The sequence below is a fragment of the Streptomyces sp. NPDC003016 genome, from assembly GCF_053591455.1.
Map to the genome: position 1 here is coordinate 139,546 of NZ_JBSFTV010000001.1, position 21,881 is coordinate 161,426.

15 protein-coding genes are annotated in these 21,881 nt (G+C 70.3%); 11 read left to right on the forward strand and 4 right to left on the reverse strand.

The window, feature by feature from the left end; all coding sequences use genetic code 11:
• Positions 1-101: 101 nt before the first annotated feature.
• Positions 102-2,072 (forward strand): TerD family protein, encoded by a 1,971-nt coding sequence (locus ACWDZ4_RS00600; protein WP_451506267.1) that lies wholly within the window; start codon positions 102-104, stop codon positions 2,070-2,072.
• A 242-nt stretch (positions 2,073-2,314) separates the two neighbouring features.
• On the forward strand, positions 2,315-3,316 hold the full coding sequence (locus ACWDZ4_RS00605) for a TerC family protein (RefSeq protein ID WP_451506268.1): 1,002 nt from the start codon (positions 2,315-2,317) through the stop codon (positions 3,314-3,316).
• Between the two features lie 95 nt (positions 3,317-3,411).
• Here ACWDZ4_RS00605 and ACWDZ4_RS00610 read toward each other — a convergent pair whose 3' ends face one another.
• From ACWDZ4_RS00610 to ACWDZ4_RS00620, 3 genes are all read right to left on the reverse strand, one after another.
• The gene (locus ACWDZ4_RS00610) at positions 3,412-4,689 is read right to left on the reverse strand and encodes an MFS transporter (RefSeq protein WP_451506269.1); all 1,278 of its coding nucleotides are present in this window, start codon (positions 4,687-4,689) and stop codon (positions 3,412-3,414) included.
• 125 nt (positions 4,690-4,814) lie between these two features.
• The gene (locus tag ACWDZ4_RS00615; protein WP_451506270.1) at positions 4,815-5,471 is read right to left on the reverse strand and encodes an MBL fold metallo-hydrolase; all 657 of its coding nucleotides are present in this window, start codon (positions 5,469-5,471) and stop codon (positions 4,815-4,817) included.
• 9 nt (positions 5,472-5,480) lie between these two features.
• Positions 5,481-6,167: a maleylpyruvate isomerase family mycothiol-dependent enzyme gene (locus ACWDZ4_RS00620; RefSeq protein ID WP_451506271.1), complete on the reverse strand. Its 687-nt coding sequence runs from the start codon at positions 6,165-6,167 to the stop codon at positions 5,481-5,483.
• A 187-nt stretch (positions 6,168-6,354) separates the two neighbouring features.
• Between ACWDZ4_RS00620 and uvrA the strand changes: the two genes are divergently transcribed.
• On the forward strand, positions 6,355-9,360 hold the full coding sequence (gene uvrA / locus ACWDZ4_RS00625) for an excinuclease ABC subunit UvrA (RefSeq protein ID WP_451506272.1): 3,006 nt from the start codon (positions 6,355-6,357) through the stop codon (positions 9,358-9,360).
• A gap of 162 nt (positions 9,361-9,522) precedes the next feature.
• Here the strand turns inward: uvrA and ACWDZ4_RS00630 are convergent, their stop codons facing one another.
• Entirely contained in the window at positions 9,523-10,434 is a 912-nt protein-coding gene (locus tag ACWDZ4_RS00630; RefSeq protein ID WP_451506273.1) for a carbohydrate kinase family protein, read from the reverse strand.
• Between the two features lie 177 nt (positions 10,435-10,611).
• Here ACWDZ4_RS00630 and ACWDZ4_RS00635 point away from each other — a divergent pair, with 177 nt between their 5' ends.
• The 8 genes from ACWDZ4_RS00635 to ACWDZ4_RS00670 all read left to right on the forward strand — a co-directional run bounded on the left by ACWDZ4_RS00635 (position 10,612) and on the right by ACWDZ4_RS00670 (position 21,880).
• The gene (locus ACWDZ4_RS00635) at positions 10,612-11,037 is read left to right on the forward strand and encodes a Rieske (2Fe-2S) protein (RefSeq protein ID WP_451506274.1); all 426 of its coding nucleotides are present in this window, start codon (positions 10,612-10,614) and stop codon (positions 11,035-11,037) included.
• A gap of 139 nt (positions 11,038-11,176) precedes the next feature.
• Positions 11,177-13,240, forward strand: coding sequence for an excinuclease ABC subunit UvrC (gene uvrC, locus ACWDZ4_RS00640; RefSeq protein WP_451506275.1), 2,064 nt, complete (start codon positions 11,177-11,179; stop codon positions 13,238-13,240).
• Entirely contained in the window at positions 13,237-14,190 is a 954-nt protein-coding gene (rapZ, locus tag ACWDZ4_RS00645; protein WP_451506276.1) for an RNase adapter RapZ, read from the forward strand. Before uvrC ends, rapZ begins: the two co-directional genes overlap by 4 nt.
• Complete coding sequence (locus ACWDZ4_RS00650; RefSeq protein WP_451506277.1) at positions 14,187-15,221, forward strand: gluconeogenesis factor YvcK family protein; 1,035 nt, start codon at positions 14,187-14,189, stop codon at positions 15,219-15,221. Before rapZ ends, ACWDZ4_RS00650 begins: the two co-directional genes overlap by 4 nt.
• Positions 15,212-16,201 (forward strand): DNA-binding protein WhiA, encoded by a 990-nt coding sequence (whiA, locus tag ACWDZ4_RS00655; RefSeq protein WP_093801389.1) that lies wholly within the window; start codon positions 15,212-15,214, stop codon positions 16,199-16,201. Before ACWDZ4_RS00650 ends, whiA begins: the two co-directional genes overlap by 10 nt.
• A 150-nt stretch (positions 16,202-16,351) precedes the next feature.
• A complete protein-coding gene (locus tag ACWDZ4_RS00660) occupies positions 16,352-19,339 on the forward strand; it encodes a M14 family zinc carboxypeptidase (protein WP_451506278.1) in 2,988 nt (995 codons plus the stop codon).
• 220 nt (positions 19,340-19,559) lie between these two features.
• Positions 19,560-20,564: a type I glyceraldehyde-3-phosphate dehydrogenase gene (gene gap / locus ACWDZ4_RS00665; protein WP_451506279.1), complete on the forward strand. Its 1,005-nt coding sequence runs from the start codon at positions 19,560-19,562 to the stop codon at positions 20,562-20,564.
• A gap of 104 nt (positions 20,565-20,668) precedes the next feature.
• Positions 20,669-21,880 carry a phosphoglycerate kinase gene (locus ACWDZ4_RS00670; RefSeq protein ID WP_451506280.1) on the forward strand — a complete coding sequence of 404 codons (1,212 nt, stop codon included), beginning with the start codon at positions 20,669-20,671 and terminating at the stop codon, positions 21,878-21,880.
• Position 21,881: the final 1 nt, after the last annotated feature.

Consider the following 21,881-nt stretch of genomic DNA (forward strand, 5'->3'; position numbering starts at 1 on the left):
ACACGCAGCTCCCGGAGGCACCGTGCCGCCGGGAGCTGCACCACTTGCCACCACCGGCCACCGCTGTGGCCGCCGACGATGCGACGCGGGGGAGACAGGCGATGACGGCCGAGTTGGTCCGGGGGCAGAACCACCCCCTGCCCCAGGCCCGTTTGGAGATCCGGGTCTCGGCCGGCAAACCGGTCGTGGCCGGTGCCACCCTCGGCGACGAGCAGGGCACCGTACGCGGTACGGAGTGGGTCGCCCACCCCGGCTCGCCGAACCTCCCCGGGCTCGAAGTGTCCAGGCAGGCCGCGGCCGACCACCGGCTCGCCGTGGACCTCGGCGCACTGCCCGAGACCGTGCACCGGGTGAACATCCTGCTCGCCCTTCCCCAGGGCGGGGGCGGTCCGGACCGCTTCGGCGCCCTCGCGGCGCCCTTCGTCTCCGTCACCGGGCTCGACGGCTCCGAGGTGGCCAGCTACACCGTGACCGGGCTGGACAGCGAGTCGGCGGTCGTCGTCCTGGAGCTCTACCGCAGGCAGGGCATCTGGAAGGTGCGCGCCGTCGGACAGGGCTACGCGGGCGGCCTCGCCGAGATGTTCGGCGACCAGGGCCTCGCACAGGCCCACGAGCTCGCCGCCGCCATCCAGGACGCGGTCAGCAACGGTCTGGCCCGCTCGGTCGCGGTGCCCCCGGCCCGCTCCCAGGACGGTGACCGGACACGCCGTACGCCGTCCCGGACGGCGAACGGCGGACACGACGCGCAGACCGACGCCCCGCCACCGCCCACAGCTGTTCCCGCGCCGCCGCACGCTCCCGCCCCCTCGCCCGCGGCGGCGAGCGGCCCGGACAGCGGTGCGCCGCAGGCAGCACCCGGCGACCCCATCGACTACGCGCATCCGCGTCGCCGGAACACCCCGCCCCCGTCCTCGCAGCCCACCGCGCCGCCGGCTCCGCCGGGACAGCACCCGCAGCTCGTCGCGGGCGACGCGGCCGGCTGGTCCATGGACGAGCGGCTGTACAACCAGGTGTGGGGCATGTTCGAGGACCTGGCCCGCACCACCGCGGCGTACCGCAGCGCGGTGGACTTCGCCGAGTCCCGGATGGAGCAGGAGCTCGACAAGGCCCTCTCCGACCTGCGCAGCCGGATCGGCACCGCCGGTGACACCGCCCGCGCGACGGCCCGGGCCAAGCACGACGAGCTCGTCGGCCGGGCCCGCGACGTACTGGAGCGCGACCTGTCCCAGCTCGCCGCCGAGTCCGATGTCGTCGAACCCGCCCTGCCCCCCGCCCTCGCCTCCTGGGACAACCCGGTCTGGCACGGTTACCGGGTCCCCATGGAGATCCCGATGGCGCTGCGCGTCGGCGATCTGCACCTGCCCGAACGCCCGGACCTGCGCATTCCCATGCTGCTGCGCCTGCCGCTGGAGCGCGGCCTGTGGATCGACAGCGGCCGCTCCGGTTCCGGGGCCGCGCTGATGCTGGAGTCCGACCAGCTGCGCAGGGCGGCCATGGAGTCGGCCGTCGCGCACGCGGCACGCCTGCTGGCGGTGCATCCCGCAGGTGAGTTCACGGTCCATGTCATCGACCCGGCGGGCACGGGCACGCCCGTGCTCGCCCCGCTGACCGGATCGGGGGTGCTCGACGCACCCCCCGCAGCCGGTGCCCAGGGCGTGGCGGCGGTGCTGGCCAAGCTCACGCAGCGCGTGGACCTGGTCCAGATGGCGATCCGGGGCGGAGCGGCGGACTCGCTCCCGCCCGGCCTGGACACGGCCGAGCAGCTGCTGATCGTCAATGACTTCCCGCACGGCTTCGACGACCGCGCCGTCACCCAGCTCCGCTATCTGGCCGACGAGGGGCCGTCGGTCGGCGTGCATCTGATGATGGTCGCCGACCGCGAGGACGCGAGCGCGTACGGCCCGGTGCTCGACCCGCTGTGGCGGGCGCTGCTGCGTGTCACACCGGTGCCCGACGACCACCTGATCGACCCGTGGGTCGGTCACACCTGGACGTACGAACCACTGCTGCCGCCAGTGGGCAGCCAGGTCGTACAGCAGGTGCTGGCACAGGTGGCGGCAGCGAGGCGGTAACTGCAAACTCCCTACTGACCAGCGCTTTTGAGTTCCCCTTAGTCATCCCTTTACCTTTTCTTGGGTTTTCCTGTACCCTTCGAGGAGCGGAGGGGAGTACTCCCGGCTGCGACGTACCCGTCAATACGGACCGCCATCGGTCCCGGGGCGTCGGCCCGAGGCGCGGAAAAGCGTCCGGGTGGAAGAGACCTCCGGCAGCGACGACGCTGAACGAGTTGCCGTAGCTACCTGCCGGAGGCGCAGTGGACGTTTCTATGACCCTTTGGGCACTGACCATTCTTGGTCTGGTCGCCCTGATCGCCGTCGACTTCCTCATCGGGCGCAAGCCCCATGACGTATCGATCAAGGAAGCCGGAATCTGGACGGTCGTCTGGATCGTCCTGGCTGTGCTCTTCGGCCTGGGGCTGCTGATATTCGGCACCGCGCAGGCATCCGGAGAGTTCTTCGCCGGCTTCATCACCGAGAAGTCGCTCAGCGTGGACAACCTCTTTGTCTTCGTCCTGATCATGGCGAAGTTCTCGGTGCCGACCCACCTCCAGCAGCGCGTGCTGCTCATCGGTGTGCTGATAGCCCTGGTACTGCGTGCGATCTTCATCGCCGCCGGTGCCGCGGTCATCGCCAACTTCTCGTGGGTCTTCTACATCTTCGGCGCGTTCCTGATCTACACCGCCTGGAAGCTCATCCAGGAGGCGCGCGCGGATGAGGAGGAAGAGGCTTTCGAGGAGAACCGTCTCCTCAAGTCGATCGAGAACCGCTTCGGTGTCGCCGACAGGTACCACGGCACCAAGCTCTTCATCCGGAACAACGGCAAGCGCGTCCTGACACCCCTGATGGTCGTCATGCTCGCCATCGGCACCACCGATGTGCTGTTCGCGCTGGACTCGATCCCGGCGATCTTCGGCCTCACCCAGGACCCGTACATCGTCTTCACCGCCAACGCCTTCGCCCTCATGGGTCTGCGGCAGCTGTACTTCCTCATCGGCGGACTGCTCAAGAAGCTGGTCCACCTGAGCTACGGCCTGTCGGTCATCCTGGGCTTCATCGGCGTCAAGCTGGTGCTGCACGCCCTGCACGAGTCCGGGGTGCACGTTCCCGAGATCTCCATCCCCTTCTCGCTGACGGTCATCTGCGGCGTGCTGATCATCACCACGATCACCAGCCTGATCGCCAACAAGAAGACGGAACAGCGCGCCGCGGAGGCCGAGGCGGCCGAGGCGGCCGACAAGGAGAGCGTCGAGTCCTGACCGCCCGCGACACCCGGGTTGGGTTCCCGCACCGGCCGGTGCGGGCGGAGCGATCCGTCCGCACCGGCCGGTGCGTGTGCAGGGGGCGCAGGGGATCAGGCCGGGGCGGCCTCCACCACAGGAGTGGGCACGGGCCTGGTCTCCGGCAGCAGCGCGAAGCACGCCAGACTCAGCAGCGCGAGGGCTGTGAGATACGCGGCGACGCCCCACGGCGGCCCTTCGCCGTGTGCCATCGCCGTCGCGACGAGCGGGGTCAGAGCTCCGCCGAGGACCCCCGCCAGGTTGTAGCCGACAGCCGCGCCCGTGCAGCGCACCCTCGGCTCGTACAGCTCGGGCAGATAGGCGGCGACCACCGCGAACATGGTGATGAAGGCCAGCATCGCCCCCAGGAAGCCGAGGAACATCAGCAGCGGCTCGGCGGTGTGCAGCAGCGCCACCATCGGGAACATCCACAGCGCTGCCGCCGTGCAGCCCGCCAGGCACAGTGGTTTGCGGCCGTAGCGGTCGCCGAGCATCGCGGCGAACGGAGTGGCCGCGCCCTTGACCGCCACGGCCGCCATGATGCAGGTGAGCATCACCGTACGGCTGACGCCGAGGTGCTCCGTGGCGTACGAGAGGGACCAGGTCGACACGGCGTAGAACAACGCGTATCCGACGGCAAGCGCGCCCGCCGTGAGCAGAACGAGCCGCCAGTGGCCGCGTACGACCTCGGTGAGCGGGGCGCTCGCGCGCTGCCCCGTCTCGGCGAGCTGCTTGAACTGCGGGGTCTCCGGTACGGACGTACGCAGCAGGAGTCCGGCCGCGGCCAGCAGGCCGGCCGCCCAGAACGGCACGCGCCATCCCCACGCCGCGAACTGCGCGTCGGTCAGCGAGGCCGAGAGCGCCAGCATCACACCGTTGGCCAGGAGGAAACCGACGGAGGGGCCGATCTGGGGGAAACTCGCCCACAGTCCGCGGCGGTTCGCGGGGGCGTGTTCGGCGGTCAGCAGCACCGCGCCGCCCCACTCGCCGCCGAGCCCCAGACCCTGCAGAAAGCGCAGCACCAGAAGGAGTACGGGCGCCGCGGCTCCGATCGACCCGTACGTCGGTACGCAGCCGACGGCGACGGTCGCGATTCCCGTGAGCAACAGTGAGGCGAACAGGACAGGACGGCGTCCGTAACGGTCGCCGATGTGCCCGAAGACGACAGACCCGAGCGGTCGTGAAATGAAACCGACGGCGAAGGTGCCGAACGCTGCGAGCGTTCCCGCGAGCGGTGAAAAGGTCGGGAAGAAGAGCGGCCCGAGAACGAGCGCGGCGGCCGTTCCGTAGACAAAGAAGTCGTAGAACTCGATGGCTGTTCCGGCGAGCGACGCGGTGGCGAGGCGGGCCATGGAGGGAGGTCGTTCTTGGTGCATGCGGCCACAACTGCCCGCCGTGAAATGCGGTTACGGGGCGCGTGGAAGCAACGGAAGCAGTCGCACCGGCTCGCGAAGCACTTCACGAGCCGGTGCGCGCTCTACCAGCCGCGCTCGCGCCATTCGGGCAGGTGCGGGCGCTCGTTGCCGAGCGTGGTGTCGTCGCCGTGGCCGGGGTAGACCCAGGTCTCGTCCGGAAGCCGGCCGAACAGCTTCTCCTCGACGTCCCCGATCAGGCTCGCGAAGGCATCCGGGTCCTCCCACGTGTTGCCCACACCGCCGGGGAACAGGCAGTCACCCGTGAAGACGTGCGGGTGCCCGTGCGGGTCGTCGTAGACCAGGGCGATGGAGCCGGGGGTGTGCCCGGCCAGATGACGGGCGGTGAGCTTCACGTGTCCGACCTGGAGGGTGTCGCCGTCGTCGAGCAGGACATCGGTCGGGACGGGGATGCCTTCCGCGTCGTACCGGCCCGCGTACGTACGCGCCCCCGTGGCCTCGACGACCTCGGCAAGAGCCTGCCAGTGGTCGCCGTGCCGGTGGGTGGTGACGACGGACGTGATGCCGTCGTCACCGATCAGCCGGAGGAGGGTGTGCGGTTCGGCGGCCGCGTCGATCAGCAGCTGCTCGTCGGTCTCCCGGCAGCGCAGCAGATACGCGTTGTTGTTCATGGCCCCGACCGCGACCTTGGAGATCATCAGGTCCTTGAGCTCGTGCACATCCGCAGGACCGCCGACCTTGACCGCTCCGCTGTACGTCATGGAGTCAGCCTATAGCGGCGGCAGTGCCGGCAGCGGGGCCCCCGCGGCGTCGAGCGCGGCCCCGTCGCGGCGGCCCGCGAGCCAGCCCAGCAGATCGGGGGCGGTGCCGGTGACGGTCACGGGATCGCCTTCCGTGCTTCCCGTACGCCACTGCCGTCCGTCGGTGGTGTGCAGCGCGATCGCGGGTACGTCGGGGTGCCCGGCGAAGCGTTCCGCGAGGAACGCGATCTCGCGTTCCGTGAAGTCGTCCGGCAGGTCCTCCAGTTCGTAGCCGACCCCCAGGTCGACATGGTGCAGCTCGACCTCGACGAGACGGCGGAAGGGGATGCGGGAGGCCGCGTCCGTGACGCCGCCCCGCAGGGCGACCGTGCGGGACCAGTCGGCAGGAGCGGCGGCCGCCTCCTGGAAACGCGCCGCGCTGTCGCGCACGTCCTCCAGCTGTGCGGCGAGCGGGCGCGGGGCGCCCTGCTCGATGTCGGCGTCGCGGACCTGGGCGTCGGCGTACATGGGCCGGCCCTCGAGAACGTTCACGAGGGCGTCCGCGTTACGGGCGACATGGGCCAGCACGTGACCGCGGGTCCAGCCGGGAAGCCGTGACGGTTGCGTCACAGCGGCGTTGTCCAGCTTGCCGGTCGCGGCGAGGAGCCGGTCGGTCGCTTCGCGTACAGAGACCAGGTCGCGCACGTGATCATTCATGGCCCCGACCATAGTCCGGCCACACGATCGGGTGAAGCTGTTTGGGGGAGGCCGTAAATCGAATGCACGTGCTATAGGCTCGTCGGAGGCATCAGGAATCCTTACCACCTCGCTGTGGTTACCCCCATAGTCTGAGAACCGGGGGGCTCAGTCCTCTCTGCCTCTCTCAAGAAAGGTGCGGACCGGCGTGGCCGACCGTCTCATCGTTCGTGGCGCTCGCGAGCACAACCTCAAGAACGTCTCGCTCGACCTCCCGCGTGACTCCCTCATCGTGTTCACCGGGCTCTCCGGATCGGGCAAGTCCTCCCTCGCGTTCGACACGATCTTCGCCGAGGGGCAGCGCCGGTACGTCGAGTCGCTCTCCTCCTACGCCCGCCAGTTCCTGGGCCAGATGGACAAGCCCGACGTGGACTTCATCGAGGGCCTGTCGCCCGCGGTGTCCATCGACCAGAAGTCGACCTCGCGCAACCCGCGCTCGACGGTCGGCACGATCACCGAGGTCTACGACTACCTCCGCCTGCTGTTCGCCCGTATCGGCAAGCCGCACTGTCCCGAGTGCGGCCGTCCGATCACGCGCCAGTCGCCGCAGGCCATCGTCGACAAGGTGCTCGAGCTGCCCGAGGGCAGCCGTTTCCAGGTCCTGTCCCCACTGGTGCGCGAGCGCAAGGGCGAGTTCGTCGACCTCTTCGCCGACCTCCAGACCAAGGGGTACAGCCGCGCCCGGGTCGACGGCGAGACCATCCAGCTGAGCGAGCCGCCCAAGCTCAAGAAGCAGGAGAAGCACACCATCGAGGTGGTCATCGACCGCCTGACGGTGAAGGACAGCGCCAAGCGCCGGCTCACCGACTCGGTGGAGACCGCACTCGGGCTGGCCGGCGGCATGGTCATCCTCGACTTCGTCGATCTCCCCGCCGACGACCCCGAGCGTGAGCGGATGTACTCCGAGCACCTCTACTGCACCTACGACGACCTGTCGTTCGAGGAGCTGGAGCCGAGGTCCTTCTCCTTCAACTCGCCCTTCGGCGCCTGCCCGGACTGCACCGGCATCGGTACGCGCATGGAGGTCGACCCGGAGCTGATCGTCCCGGACGAGGACAAGTCCCTCGACGAGGGGGCGATCAGCCCCTGGTCCCACGGGCAGTCCAAGGACTACTTCGCGCGCCTCGTCGGCGCGCTCTCCGACGCCCTCGGCTTCCGCACGGACATCCCGTGGGCGGGGCTGCCGCAGCGCGCCAAGAAGGCCCTGCTGCACGGCCACAAGACCCAGATCGAGGTCCGCTACCGCAACAGGTACGGGCGCGAGCGGGCGTACACCACGTCCTTCGAGGGCGCGGTGCCGTTCGTCAAGCGGCGCCACTCCGAGGCCGAGAGCGACTCAAGCCGGGAGCGCTTCGAGGGCTACATGCGCGAGGTGCCCTGCCCGACCTGTCACGGCACCCGCCTCAAGCCCCTGGTCCTCGCCGTCACGGTCATGGAGAAGTCCATCGCCGAGGTCGCCGCGATGTCGATCAGCGACTGTGCGGACTTCCTGGGCCGGCTGACGCTGAACGCCCGTGACAAGAAGATCGCCGAGCGGGTGCTCAAGGAGGTCAACGAGCGGCTGAAGTTCCTGGTCGACGTCGGCCTCGACTACCTGTCGCTCAACCGCGCGGCCGGCACCCTGTCCGGCGGCGAGGCGCAGCGCATCCGGCTCGCCACCCAGATCGGCTCCGGCCTCGTCGGCGTGCTGTACGTCCTGGACGAGCCGTCCATCGGCCTGCACCAGCGCGACAACCACCGCCTCATCGAGACGCTGGTCCGGCTGCGCGACATGGGGAACACCCTGATCGTCGTCGAGCACGACGAGGACACCATCAAGGTGGCCGACTGGATCGTCGACATCGGTCCGGGCGCGGGCGAGCACGGCGGAAAGGTCGTCCACAGCGGCTCCCTCAAGGAGCTGCTGGACAACAAGGCGTCCGTCACCGGTCAGTACCTGGCCGGCGAGAAGTCCATCGCCATGCCGGACGTCCGCCGCCCCGTGGACCCCGCGCGGCAGCTCACCGTCCACGGCGCCCGTGAGAACAACCTGCGCGACATCGACGTGTCGTTCCCGCTCGGCGTGCTGACGGCCGTCACCGGCGTCTCCGGGTCCGGAAAGTCGACGCTGGTCAACGACATCCTCTACACGCACCTGGCACGCGAACTGAACGGCGCCCGCACGGTGCCGGGCCGCCACACGCGCGTGGAGGGCGACGACCTCGTCGACAAGGTCGTCCATGTCGACCAGTCGCCGATCGGCCGGACACCCCGGTCCAACCCGGCGACGTACACCGGTGTCTTCGACAACGTGCGCAAGCTGTTCGCGGAGACCATGGAGGCGAAGGTGCGCGGCTACCTGCCGGGCCGCTTCTCCTTCAACGTCAAGGGCGGCCGCTGCGAGAACTGCTCGGGCGACGGCACGATCAAGATCGAGATGAACTTCCTGCCGGACGTGTACGTCCCGTGCGAGGTCTGCCACGGGGCGCGCTACAACCGGGAGACCCTGGAGGTCCACTACAAGGGCAAGTCCATCGCCGAGGTGCTGGACATGCCGATCGAGGAGGCCCTGGACTTCTTCGAGGCCGTCCCGACGATCGCCCGTCACCTCAGGACCCTCACCGAGGTGGGTCTCGGGTACGTCCGCCTCGGCCAGTCGGCGCCGACTCTTTCCGGCGGTGAGGCGCAGCGTGTGAAGCTCGCTTCCGAGCTCCAGAAGCGTTCCACGGGACGCACGGTGTACGTCCTGGACGAGCCGACCACGGGTCTGCACTTCGAGGACATCTCGAAGCTCATCAAGGTCCTGTCGGGCCTGGTCGACAAGGGCAACTCGGTGATCGTCATCGAGCACAACATGGACGTCATCAAGACGGCCGACTGGGTGGTCGACATGGGTCCGGAGGGTGGCAGCGGCGGTGGCCTGGTCGTCGCCGAGGGCACCCCCGAGCAGGTGGCCGCGGTGCCGGCCAGCCACACCGGCAAGTTCCTCCGGGACATCCTGGGCGACCGCGTGAGCGACGCGACGCCGGCGAAGAAGAAGGCACCGGCGAAGCGGGCGGTGGCGGCGGCGAAGTCGGCCCCGGCGCGGAAGTCGGCGACGCTGAAGACGGGCACCGCGAAGAAGGCCCCGGGTGCGACCGCTCCTGTGAAGGCGGCACGCTCCCGCAAGGCGTGACGCGCGTTTTCTGTGCGGCCCCTCACCCGAGCCCGGGTGAGGGGCCGCACGCGCGGACGGGCAGAGGAAAAGGCCCCCGGTCCCGCCGGGCCCCCGACCCCATCGGCCCCCTTGGACCCGTCGGCCCCGCCAGCACCGTCGGACGCCTCGGAAGCGCCGCCCTTACGGCGCCAGTTCCGTCGCGTACGGCGGATCCGCGCCCGGACGGGAGCACGTGATCGCGGCCGCGCGGGCCGCGAAGGCCAGGATGTCGGTCCAGGCGGCCGCGGACAGCGCCGCCTGCGCCCCCGCCGACAGTGCGCCGTGGGCCGAGAGCCGGTGCAGCAACGCCGCGTTCACCGTGTCGCCCGCACCGATCGTGTCGGCCACCTCGCCCCGTACCGCAGGGACGTCCAGGGCCGCCCCGCCCCGCGTCCGTACCGTCAGCCCTTCCGCGCCCCGCGTCAGCACCACCGCCGCGGGCCCGGCCGCGAGCCACTCCTCCACCGACCCGCCCAGCCACGCCGCGTCGTCCTCCGACAGCTTCAGCAGCGAGACGTACGGCAGCCAGCTCCTGAAGCGGGCCCGGTAGGCGTCCGGCTCCGGGATCAGGCCGGCCCTGACGTTCGGATCGAGCAGGGTGAACAGTCCGCGCCCCGCCTCACGCCGCAGCAACGCCTCGTACGCGCTCGCCCCCGGCTCCAGCACCAGCGCACACGTGCCGAGCGCCAGCGCCCGTACGCCGGAGGGGAGCGGCGCGGCCGGCAGAGCGAAGAGGCGGTCCGCGCTGCCTTCGGCGTAGAAGCCGTACCCGGCCGACCCGTCGGCGCCCAGCGACGCCACCGCCAGCGTCGTCGGCTCCGGGCCGCGCTGCACGAGCGAGGTGTCCACCCCGGCCGCCCGCAGCCCCTCGACGAGAGCCTCGCCGAAGCCGTCGGTCGAGACCCGGGAGCAGAACGCGGTACGGGCGCCCAGCCGCCCCAGGGCGACAGCGGTGTTGTACGGTCCGCCGCCGAGCCGCGGCAGCCGCGGCGCCAGCGCGCCCGTCCCCTGCGGCACCAGGTCGATCAGGGACTCTCCGGCGACGACGATCACGGGCCCGAACGTAACCCATCGCAGCCCGGCAGGACAGCCCGCAGAACAGCCTGGAGGGCAACCGGAGGACAGCTGGAGGACGACCGCAGGACGGCCCGCGCGAGAGCCGCCGGTCTCCGCCGGTATCGTCGGGTCTGTCACCCGTCTGCCGCACACCCCCTGACCAGTGGAGATCGCATGTCCGGCCAGTCAGCCCCCCGCCGTACCGTGCTGAAGGGCGCCGTCCTCGCCGGCGCGGCAGGACTGGGCGTGGCGGCCTGCTCCACCGAGTCGAAGCTCGGCCACGCCGAGCCGCTGCCGTCCACGCCCGTGAGCCTCGGCGCGGCGGACGAGGTCCCGGTCGGCGGTTCCAAGCTCTACCGCGAGCAGCGGATCATCGTCAGCTGCCCGGCCGAGGGCGAATTCAAGGCGTTCAGCGCGCAGTGCACGCACGCGGGCTGCGTCCTGGACAAGATCGAGAAGGAGGAGGGCAACTGTCCCTGCCACGGCAGCCGCTTCGACGTGACGACAGGGGACGTGCTCCAGGGCCCGGCGACCGTGCCGCTGCCCGCGATACCGGTCAAGGTCGAGGGCGGCAGGCTCGTCGCAGGTCCGGAAGCCTGATTGGCCCCGCCCGCTCCGAACGCCCGCTCCGACTGCTCCGTCCGCCCCGCTTGCTCCGTCCGCCCCGCCCGCTTTCCCACCCGCCTTCCCGACCTCCGGTCACACCGCGTTGTCACTGCCCGCAAGTAGGGTGTGTGGCATGGCAGACCCCTCCAGCTACCGCCCCAAGCCGGGACAGATCCCCGACTCGCCGGGGGTCTACAAATTCCGCGACGAGCACCGCCGGGTGATCTACGTCGGGAAGGCGAAGAGCCTGCGCCCGCGCCTCTCCTCGTACTTCCAGGACCTGGCCAATCTCCACCCGCGCACCCGCACCATGGTCACCACGGCCGCGTCCGTCGAGTGGACGGTGGTCTCCACGGAGGTCGAGGCGCTCCAGCTGGAGTACTCCTGGATCAAGGAGTTCGACCCCCGCTTCAACGTCAAGTACCGCGACGACAAGAGCTACCCGTCCCTCGCGGTGACGCTGGGCGAGGAGTTCCCCAGGGTCCAGGTCATGCGCGGCCCCAAGAAGAAGGGCGTGCGCTATTTCGGCCCGTACGGACACGCCTGGGCGATCCGCGAGACCGTCGACCTGATGCTCCGCGTCTTTCCCGTGCGCACCTGCTCGGCCGGCGTCTTCAAGAACGCCGCGAGGACCGGCCGCCCCTGCCTCCTCGGCTACATCGGCAAGTGCTCCGCGCCCTGCGTGGGCCGCGTCACACCCGGGGAGCACCGGGAACTGGCCGAGCAGTTCTGCGACTTCATGGCCGGCCGCACCGGTCAGTACCTCAAGCGCCTCGAACAGCAGATGCACGAGGCCGCCGAGGACATGGAGTACGAGAAGGCCGCCCGCCTGCGCGACGACATAGGGGCCCTGCGCCGCGCCCTGGAGAAGAACGCGGTGGTGTTCAACGACGCCACCGACGCCGACCTGATCGCCGTCGCCGAGGACGAGCTGGAAGCGGCCGTCCAGATCTTCCACGTACGCGGCGGCCGGGTCCGCGGCCAGCGCGGCTGGGTCACCGACAAGGTCGAGGCCGTGGACACGGCGGGACTCGTCGAGCACGCGCTCCAGCAGCTGTACGGCGAGGAGCAGGGCGACGCGGTGCCCAAGGAGGTCCTCGTACCGGCCCTGCCCGAGGACGCCCCCGCGGTGTCCCAGTGGCTTGCGGTGCGGCGCGGTTCGAACGTGTCGCTGCGCATCCCGCAGCGCGGCGACAAGAAGGACCTGATGGCGACGGTCCTGCGCAACGCCCAGCAGGCCCTCGTCCTGCACAAGACCAGGCGCGCGTCCGACCTGACCACCCGCTCCCGCGCCCTGGAGGAGATCGCCGAGGCGCTCGGCCTGGACTCCGCCCCGCTGCGCATCGAGTGCTTCGACATCTCCCACCTCCAGGGCGACGACGTGGTGGCCTCCATGGTCGTCTTCGAGGACGGCCTGCCGCGCAAGAGCGAGTACCGCCGCTTCCAGATCAAGAGCTTCGAGGGCCAGGACGACGTCCGGGCCATGCACGAAGTGCTCACCCGCCGCTTCCGCCGCTATCTCCAGGAGAAGGAGAAGACGGGGGAGTGGACCGAGGAGAACGGGGCCATGGAGGTCCCCGCCGAACCGGAACCGAACGTGGAGGACGACGGCAGGCCCAGACGTTTCGCGTACCCGCCGCAGCTCGTCGTCGTCGACGGCGGACAGCCCCAGGTCGCCGCCGCCCAGCGTGCCCTCGACGAGCTCGGCATCGACGACGTCGCCGTCTGCGGTCTCGCCAAGCGCCTCGAAGAGGTCTGGCTGCCGGGCGAGGACGATCCGGTGGTGCTGCCCCGCAGCAGCGAGGGTCTCTACCTCCTCCAGCGGGTGCGTGACACGGCCCACGACTTCGCCATCCGCTACCAGCGCACCAAGCGCGCCAAGCGCTTCAGGGCAGGACCGCTCGACGCCGTCCCCGGCCTCGGCGAGACGCGCAAGCAGGCTCTGGTCAAGCACTTCGGTTCGGTGAAAAAGCTTCGGTCCGCGACAATCGACCAGATCTGCGAGGTTCCGGGGATAGGCCGCAAGACGGCCGAGACCGTCGCCGCGTTCCTCGCGCGGGCCACGCCGGCCGCGCCCGCCGTGAACACGGCGACAGGAGAGATCATTGAAGACGACGAGGAAGGTGTCGGGGAAGCCGCGGGCGCCGTTGCGCACGCATCCGCGGCCTCCCCGTCGGAACGGGGGCAGCAGGAATGACCGAGCACGACGGAGACGGAGCACACGTGAGTACGGGCACGACCGGGGAGACCGGGCAGACCGGGCACAACGGTGAGGCGAACGAGCCGGCCATCCCCGAGCTGGTGATCATCTCGGGCATGTCGGGAGCGGGCCGCAGTACCGCCGCGAAGTGCCTCGAAGACCTCGGCTGGTTCGTCGTCGACAACCTGCCGCCCGCGCTGATCCCCACCATGGTGGAGCTCGGCGCCCGCTCGCAGGGCAATGTCGCCCGCATCGCCGTCGTCGTGGACGTCCGCGGCCGGCGCTTCTTCGACAACCTCCGCGAGTCCCTGGCCGACCTGGACGCCAAGGAGGTCACCCGGCGGATCGTCTTCCTGGAGTCCTCGGACGACGCCCTGGTGCGCCGTTTCGAGTCCGTACGCCGCCCCCACCCGCTCCAGGGCGACGGCCGGATCACCGACGGCATCGCGGCCGAGCGGGACCTGCTGCGCGAGCTGCGGGGCGACGCCGACCTGGTCATCGACACCTCCAGCCTCAACGTCCACGAACTGCGCGCCAAGATGGACGCCCAGTTCGCGGGCGACGACGAGCCGCAGCTGCGCGCCACGGTCATGTCCTTCGGCTACAAGTACGGCCTGCCGGTCGACGCCGACCTCGTCGTCGACTGCCGCTTCCTGCCGAACCCCCACTGGGTCCCGGAGCTCCGTCCCTTCACCGGCCTCAACGAAGAGGTCTCCGGCTACGTCTTCAACCAGCCGGGCGCCAAGGAGTTCCTCGACCAGTACACCGAGCTGCTCCAGCTCATCGCCGCCGGCTACCGCCGCGAGGGCAAGCGGTACGTCACCATCGCCGTCGGCTGCACGGGCGGCAAGCACCGCAGCGTGGCCATGTCCGAGAAGCTGGCGGCCCGCCTCTCCTCCGAAGGCGTCGAGACGGTCCTCGTCCACCGGGACATGGGGCGCGAGTGACCGGACGCAATTTCCGCCTGCGCCGGCTGCGCGGCAGTGATGCCGCGCGGCCGTTGCGCAAGCGCGGCGCCCAGCCCAAGGTCGTCGCCCTCGGCGGCGGTATGGGTCTTTCCGCGTCGCTCACGGCGCTGCGCCGCATCACCGGCGATCTGACCGCGGTGGTCACGGTCGCCGACGACGGCGGCTCCAGCGGGCGGCTCCGCGACGAGCTGGGCGTACTGCCACCGGGTGACCTGCGCAAGGCGCTCGCCGCGCTGTGCGGGGACGACGACTGGGGCCAGACCTGGTCGCGCGTCATCCAGCACCGCTTCTCCAGCCGCGGCGACCTGCACGACCACGCCGTCGGCAATCTGCTGATCGTCGCCCTGTGGGAGCAGCTCGGCGACCATGTCCAGGCCCTCGACCTGGTCGGCAAGCTGCTCGGCGCGCACGGCCGGGTGCTGCCCATGTCCGCCGTGCCGCTGGAGCTCCAGGCGCTCGTACGGGGGCACGATCCCGGGCGCCCCGACGAGGTGGACACGGTCCGCGGTCAGGCGACCGTGGCGCTCACCCCCGGCGAGGTGCAGTCCGTGCACCTGGTCCCGCAGGGCCCGCCGGCCGTCCCGGAGGCCGTCGCCGCCGTCCTCGACGCGGACTGGGTGGTGCTCGGTCCCGGCTCCTGGTTCTCCTCCGTGATTCCGCACCTCCTGGTGCCCGAGCTGCTCGACGCCCTCGTCGAGACGCGGGCCCGTCGGGTCCTGTCGCTCAATCTCGCGCCGCAACCCGGAGAAACCGATGGCTTCTCTCCGCAGCGTCATTTGGAGGTTTTGGGACGACACGCCCCTAAACTCGCCCTGGACGTGGTGTTGGCCGACGAGGCTGCCGTGCCCGATCGCGAGTCCCTCGCCGATGCCGCCAAGCGGTTCGGAGCCGCGGTCGAGCTGGCGCCGGTCGCCGCGCCCGACGGTTCCCCGGTGCACGATCCGGAGCTGTTGGCCGCCGCGTACGACCGTATTTTTCGGATGCATGGAAGGATCGGCCCATGGCGATGACGGCAGCGGTGAAGGACGAAATCTCCCGGCTCCCCGTCACCCGGACCTGCTGCAGGAAGGCGGAGGTCTCGGCGATTCTTCGGTTCGCGGGCGGGCTGCACCTGGTGAGCGGCCGGATCGTGATCGAGGCGGAGCTGGACGTGAGCTTCGCCGCCCGCAGACTCAAGAAGGACATTCTTGAGATTTTCGGGCACCACTCGGAGCTGGTGGTGATGGCGCCGAGCGGGCTGCGCCGCGGTTCCCGTTATCTCGTACGGGTGGTGGCGGGCGGTGACCAGCTGGCGCGCCAGACCGGCCTGGTCGACGGCCGCGGCCGGCCCATCCGCGGGCTGCCCCCGCAGGTCGTCTCCGGTGCCACGTGCGACGCCGAGGCCGCCTGGCGCGGCGCGTTCCTCGCCCACGGCTCGCTCACCGAGCCCGGCCGTTCCTCCTCGCTGGAGGTCACCTGCCCGGGGCCCGAGGCCGCCCTCGCCCTGGTCGGCGCCGCCCGCCGGCTCTCCATCGGGGCCAAGGCGCGCGAGGTGCGCGGCGTGGACCGCGTCGTCGTACGGGACGGGGACGCGATCGGCGCCCTGCTGACCCGCCTCGGCGCGCACGAGTCCGTGCTGGCCTGGGAGGAGCGGCGGATGCGCCGCGAGGTCCGCGCCACCGCCAACCGCCTGGCCAACTTCGACGACGCGAACCTGCGCCGCTCCGCGCGGGCCGCGGTCGCCGCGGGCGCCCGGGTGGGGCGTGCGCTGGAGATCCTCGGTGACGAGGTGCCCGAGCACCTCGCCGCCGCCGGGCGGCTGCGCATGGACCACAAGCAGGCATCCCTGGAGGAGCTGGGCGCGCTGGCCGATCCGCCGCTGACGAAGGACGCGGTCGCCGGCCGGATCCGCCGTCTGCTGGCCATGGCCGACAAGCGGGCCCAGGATCTGGGCATCCCCGGTACGGAGTCCACGATCACCGAGGAGATGGCCGACGGGCTGATCGGCTGATCCGCCCCTGCCGTACGACTGGCCGCTGCCGGTGCCCCACGGGTGCCGACAGCGGTTTTTCACACCCCTGACGCGCTATTGACATGACCATGGACTGTCATGAGCCTGGCGCTTGTTCACTTATGTGGCAGACAACAGCAAGGGTGGCTCATGAGACGCAGAGCGAGATCGGTCCTCGCAGCGGGCGCGTTGCTGCTCGGCGGTGTGGTGGTGGCACCCGTCGCGCAGGCGGAGGGGGCGGGGAACACCGGATCGGCGAGCGCCGGAGCGGACAGCGCCGACGCGGGCGCCGACGCCGTCAAGGTGTTCAACGCGGACGTCACCAAGGAGCAGATCCCCCTGCTCCTGGCAGCCGGTCAGGACGCCCACGAGATGGGCGAACGGGCGCCGGATAAGGGCACGGCGCGCGTCGAGCTCTTCCTCACCGACGCCCAGGCCGAGGACCTGGCCGCCAAGGGCGTCAGGAACCTCACCGAGCGCAAGGTCCCGGCGGGGACGCAGTCGCGCCTCGCCGCCGCCGGGGACGGTGTCTACCGCCCGTACAGCGGCAAGGGCAATCTCCAGGAGGAGATCGTCAAGACGGGTCAGGCGCACCCGGGCCTCACCAAGGTCGTCTCCCTCGGCAAGACCCTCCAGGGCAAGGACATCCTCGCCCTCAAGCTCACCAGGGGCGCGAAGAAGACCAAGGACGGCGCCAAGCCCTCCGTGCTGTACCTGTCCAACCAGCACGCCCGTGAGTGGATCACCCCGGAGATGACCCGGCGGCTGATGCACCACTACCTGGACCGGTACGGCAAGGACCGCCGCATCACGAAGATCGTGGACTCCACCGAACTGTGGTTCGTGCTCTCCGCCAACCCGGACGGCTACGACTGGACCCACGACCCGGACGGCGACCGCCTCTGGCGCAAGAACATGCGCGACATCGACGCCGACGGCAAGTACACCGCGAGCGACGGCGTCGACCTCAACCGCAACTTCGCGTACAAGTGGGGCTACGACAACGAGGGCTCCTCGCCGAACCCCGCCAGCGCCACCTACCGCGGCGCGTCCCCCATGTCCGAGCCCGAGACCCAGGTGCTCGACCGCTTCCAGAAGCGCATCGGCTTCGAGTACGGCATCAACTACCACTCCGCCGCCGAGCTGATCCTCTACGGCGTCGGCTGGCAGGTCGCCACCCCGACCCCCGACGACGTGCTCTACAGAGCGCTCGCGGGAACCCCCGAAAAGCCCGCCGTTCCCGGGTACCACCCGCAGGTCTCCTCCGAGCTCTACACCACCAACGGCGAAGCCGACGGACACGCGGCCAACGTCAACGGCACGATGATGTTCACCCCCGAGATGACCACCTGCCAGACGGCGTCGGACATCGACCCCGACGACCGGTGGAAGCCGGAGGAATGCCAGTCCGGATTCAACTTCCCCGACGACGAGAAACTGATCCGGGCGGAGTTCGCCAAGAACGTCCCCTTCGCCCTCTCCGTCGCGGAGACCGCCGCCCACCCCGACCGGCCGTCCTCGCCCGTCGGCATGGACGCCCCCGACTTCACGCCCGACACCTTCACGACCTCCTACGCGACACGCGGCGGTGACCAGGAGATCGCCGTGACGGCCCGCAAGTCCGTACGCGACAAGGAGCTCAACTACCGCGTCAACGGAGGCCGTACGCACGACGAGGACCTGGAGCGCTGGAAGGGCGGCGAGACGTACGGCGGCGAGGACAACCTCTGGTTCGACGAGTACCGCGCGGAGGTCGAGGACGCCGGACCGGGCGACAGGGTGGAGGTCTGGTTCACCGGCCGCACCAAGGCGGGCAAGCGCACCTCCAGCGAGCACTTCACGTACACGGTCGCCGAGCGTTCCCGCGCGGACACCCTGGTGATCGCCGAAGAGGGCGCACCCGCGCAGCACGCCCAGAAGTACGTCGACGCCCTCAGGGCGAACGGCCGCACCGCCGCCGTCTGGGACGTCGCCGCCCAGGGAGCTCCGCACGCCCTCGGCGTCCTCTCCCACTTCCGCACCGCTGTCCACTACACCGGCGCCAAGGCGCCCGCCGGCCCCACCCAGCTGGCCGTACGCGCCTTCCTCAACGAGGGCGGCAAGCTGATCGAGGCCGGTGAGATGGCGGGCGGCAACGCGGTCGTCGGTCCGGCCGTCACCAACGACTTCAGCCAGTACTACCTGGGTGCCTACGGACGTACGAACGCCGACGGTGCCACCGGATTCACCGGCGCGGGACCGCTCGCGGGAACGGCCGGCCCGCTCACGGGAGCGCCCGGAAACCCGCTGGACGCGGCGGGCGCGTACACCGTCACCTCGGACACGCTGCCGGTGGAGCGGTTCCCGCAGTTCCGGAGCGCGCAGGCGGGCCGGTACGCCGGGATCACCAACCCGTACGCCCCGCTCACGGGCCAGTGGATGGCGGCCGCCGCGCACGAGGACGGCGACTGGAAGCGCCTCGCCCGTACGGTCGACCTCACCGCGGTGAGCGCCGCCGACAAGCCGCAGCTGCGTCTCGCCCTCAACTGGAACACCGAGGACGCCTACGACCACGCGGTCCTGGAGGCGCACACCGGGGGCGCCGAGGACTGGACGACGCTCCCCGAGGCGGGCGGCGCCACCAGGACGACCGTGCCGGCCGAGTGCGAGCAGGGCTACTTCATCAACGGACACCCCTTCCTCCGCCACTACCTCACCCTGGAGGCGGGCGGCTGCAGGGCGACCGGCACCACCGGCGCCTGGAACAGCTTCACCGGCTCGTCCGGCGGCTGGAAGCAGGTCTCCTTCGACCTCAGCGCCTACGCGGGCAAGAAGGTCGAGCTGGCGCTCAGCTCCATCACCGACCCCGGCAGCGGCGGCCGCGGCGTCTTCGTGGACGACGCGCGGCTGACCGTCGGCGGGGCCGACGGGGAGAGCGAGGGCTTCGAGACCTCGCTCGGCGCCTGGACGGTCCCCGGGGCCCCGGCCGGAAGTCCCGCTGTCGGGGGCGACTGGGCCCGGTCGGGCGAGCTGTTCAAGTCCTATGCGGCAGTCACTACGCGTGACACCGTTCTGTTCGGTTTCGGCCTGGAACACGTGCCGGACGCCGCGGAGCGGACCGCGCTGCTGGGCAAGGCGCTGGGTTCGCTGCGGCGCTGACCCCGCAACGGGTCCGCGCTTACTCTGCGTAACCGGTCCGGAAGGGCCGCAGGTCCCGGCGGTCCGTGCTCCTACTGGGGAGTACGGACCGCCGGGCCGCGTCCGGGCCCGCTCGATGTCACCCACAGCGCCGCGTAGAGGTAGGGTCGGAAGCGGTCGGGGACATCCCATACATCTCGCCGGCGTCGAAACCCGGCGTACCAACGAGGAGATCGGTTTCGTGACGATCCGCGTAGGCATCAACGGCTTCGGCCGCATCGGGCGCAACTACTTCCGGGCGCTGCTGGAGCAGGGTGCGGACATCGAGATCGTGGCTGTCAACGACCTGGGTGACACTGCGACCACGGCACACCTTCTGAAGTACGACACCATTCTCGGCCGCCTCAGGGCCGAGGTGTCGCACACGGCGGACACCATCACCGTCGACGGCCACACCATCAAGGTGCTGTCCGAGCGCAACCCGGCGGACATCCCGTGGGGCGAGCTCGGCGTCGACGTCGTGATCGAGTCCACCGGCATCTTCACCAAGAAGGCCGATGCCCAGAAGCACCTCGCAGGTGGTGCGAAGAAGGTCCTCATCTCGGCTCCGGCCAAGGACGAGGACATCACCATCGTGATGGGCGTCAACCAGGACAAGTACGACGCGGCCAACCACCACGTCATCTCCAACGCCTCCTGCACCACCAACTGCGTGGCGCCGATGGCCAAGGTCCTCGACGAGAACTTCGGCATCGTCAAGGGCCTGATGACGACGGTGCACGCGTACACCAACGATCAGCGCATCCTGGACTTCCCCCACTCCGACCTGCGTCGCGCACGCGCCGCCGCCGAGAACATCATCCCGACCACCACGGGTGCCGCCAAGGCCACCGCGCTGGTCCTCCCGCAGCTCAAGGGCAAGCTCGACGGCATCGCGATGCGCGTCCCGGTCCCGACCGGCTCGGTCACCGACCTGGTCATCACGCTGGAGCGCGAGGTCACCAAGGACGAGATCAACGCGGCCTTCCAGAAGGCCGCCGAGGGCGAGCTCAAGGGCATCATCGAGTACACGGCCGACCCGATCGTGTCCTCCGACATCGTCAACGAGCCGGCGTCCTGCACCTTCGACTCCTCGCTGACCATGGCCGAGGGCACCCAGGTCAAGGTCATCGGCTGGTACGACAACGAGTGGGGCTACTCCAACCGCCTCGTCGACCTCACGGTCTTCGTCGGCAGCCAGCTCTGATCCGTCCGGCAGGCACCTCGATGTGAGCACAGGGCTCGGCCAGCGCAACGCGGCGCTGGCCGGGCCCTGTCACGTGTTTTGTCTCCCAAGGAGTCCAGTAACAGATGAAGACGATCGACGAACTTCTCGCCGAAGGGGTCGAGGGCAAGCGGGTATTCGTCCGCGCCGACCTCAATGTGCCGCTCGACGGCACCACCATCACCGACGACGGCCGTATCCGCGCCGTCCAGCCGACGATCGAGAAGCTCGCCGCCGCGGGCGCCCGCGTCGTCGTCGCCTCGCACCTGGGCCGCCCCAAGGGCGCCCCGGAGCCGGCCTTCTCGCTCGCCCCCGCCGCCGCGCGCCTCGGTGAACTCCTCGGTACCCAGGTCGCCTTCGCGACCGACACGGTCGGCGAGTCCGCCAAGGCCGTCGTCGCGGGCCTCGGCAACGGCAAGGTCGCCGTCATCGAGAACCTCCGCTTCAACGCCGGCGAGACCTCGAAGGACGACGCCGAGCGCGGCGCCTTCGCGGACCGGCTGGCCGAGCTCGCCGATGTGTACGTCGGCGACGGCTTCGGCGCCGTGCACCGCAAGCACGCCTCGGTCTTCGACCTCCCGGCCCGCCTCCCGCACGTCGCCGGCGGCCTCATCGCCACCGAGGTCGGTGTCCTGAAGAAGCTCACGGACGACGTCGAGCGGCCGTACGTCGTGGCCCTCGGCGGCGCCAAGGTCTCCGACAAGCTCGGCGTGATCGACCACCTGCTGGAGAAGGCCGACCGCATCCTGGTCGGCGGCGGCATGGCGTACACCTTCCTCAAGGCCCAGGGCCACGAGGTCGGCATCTCGCTGCTCCAGGAGGACCAGGTCCCGACGGTCCTGGAGTACCTGGAGCGGGCCGAGGCCAAGGGCGTGGAGTTCGTGCTCCCCGTCGACGTACTGGTCTCGGCCGACTTCCCGGACCTCAAGACGAAGGCTCCGGCCAACCCGACGACGGTCGCCGCGGACGCCATCCCGGCCGATCAGGAGGGTCTGGACATCGGTCCGGAGACCCGCAAGCTGTACGCATCGAAGCTCGCCGACGCGGCCACCGTCTTCTGGAACGGCCCGATGGGCGTCTTCGAACACCCCGACTACGCCGAGGGCACCAAGGCGGTCGCCCAGGCCCTCGTCGACAGCCCCGCCTTCACGGTGGTCGGTGGTGGCGACTCCGCCGCCGCCGTCCGCATCCTGGGCTTCGACGAGAACGCATTCGGCCACATCTCGACCGGTGGCGGCGCCAGCCTCGAATACCTCGAGGGCAAGACGCTTCCCGGTCTCGCCGCACTGGAGGACTGAC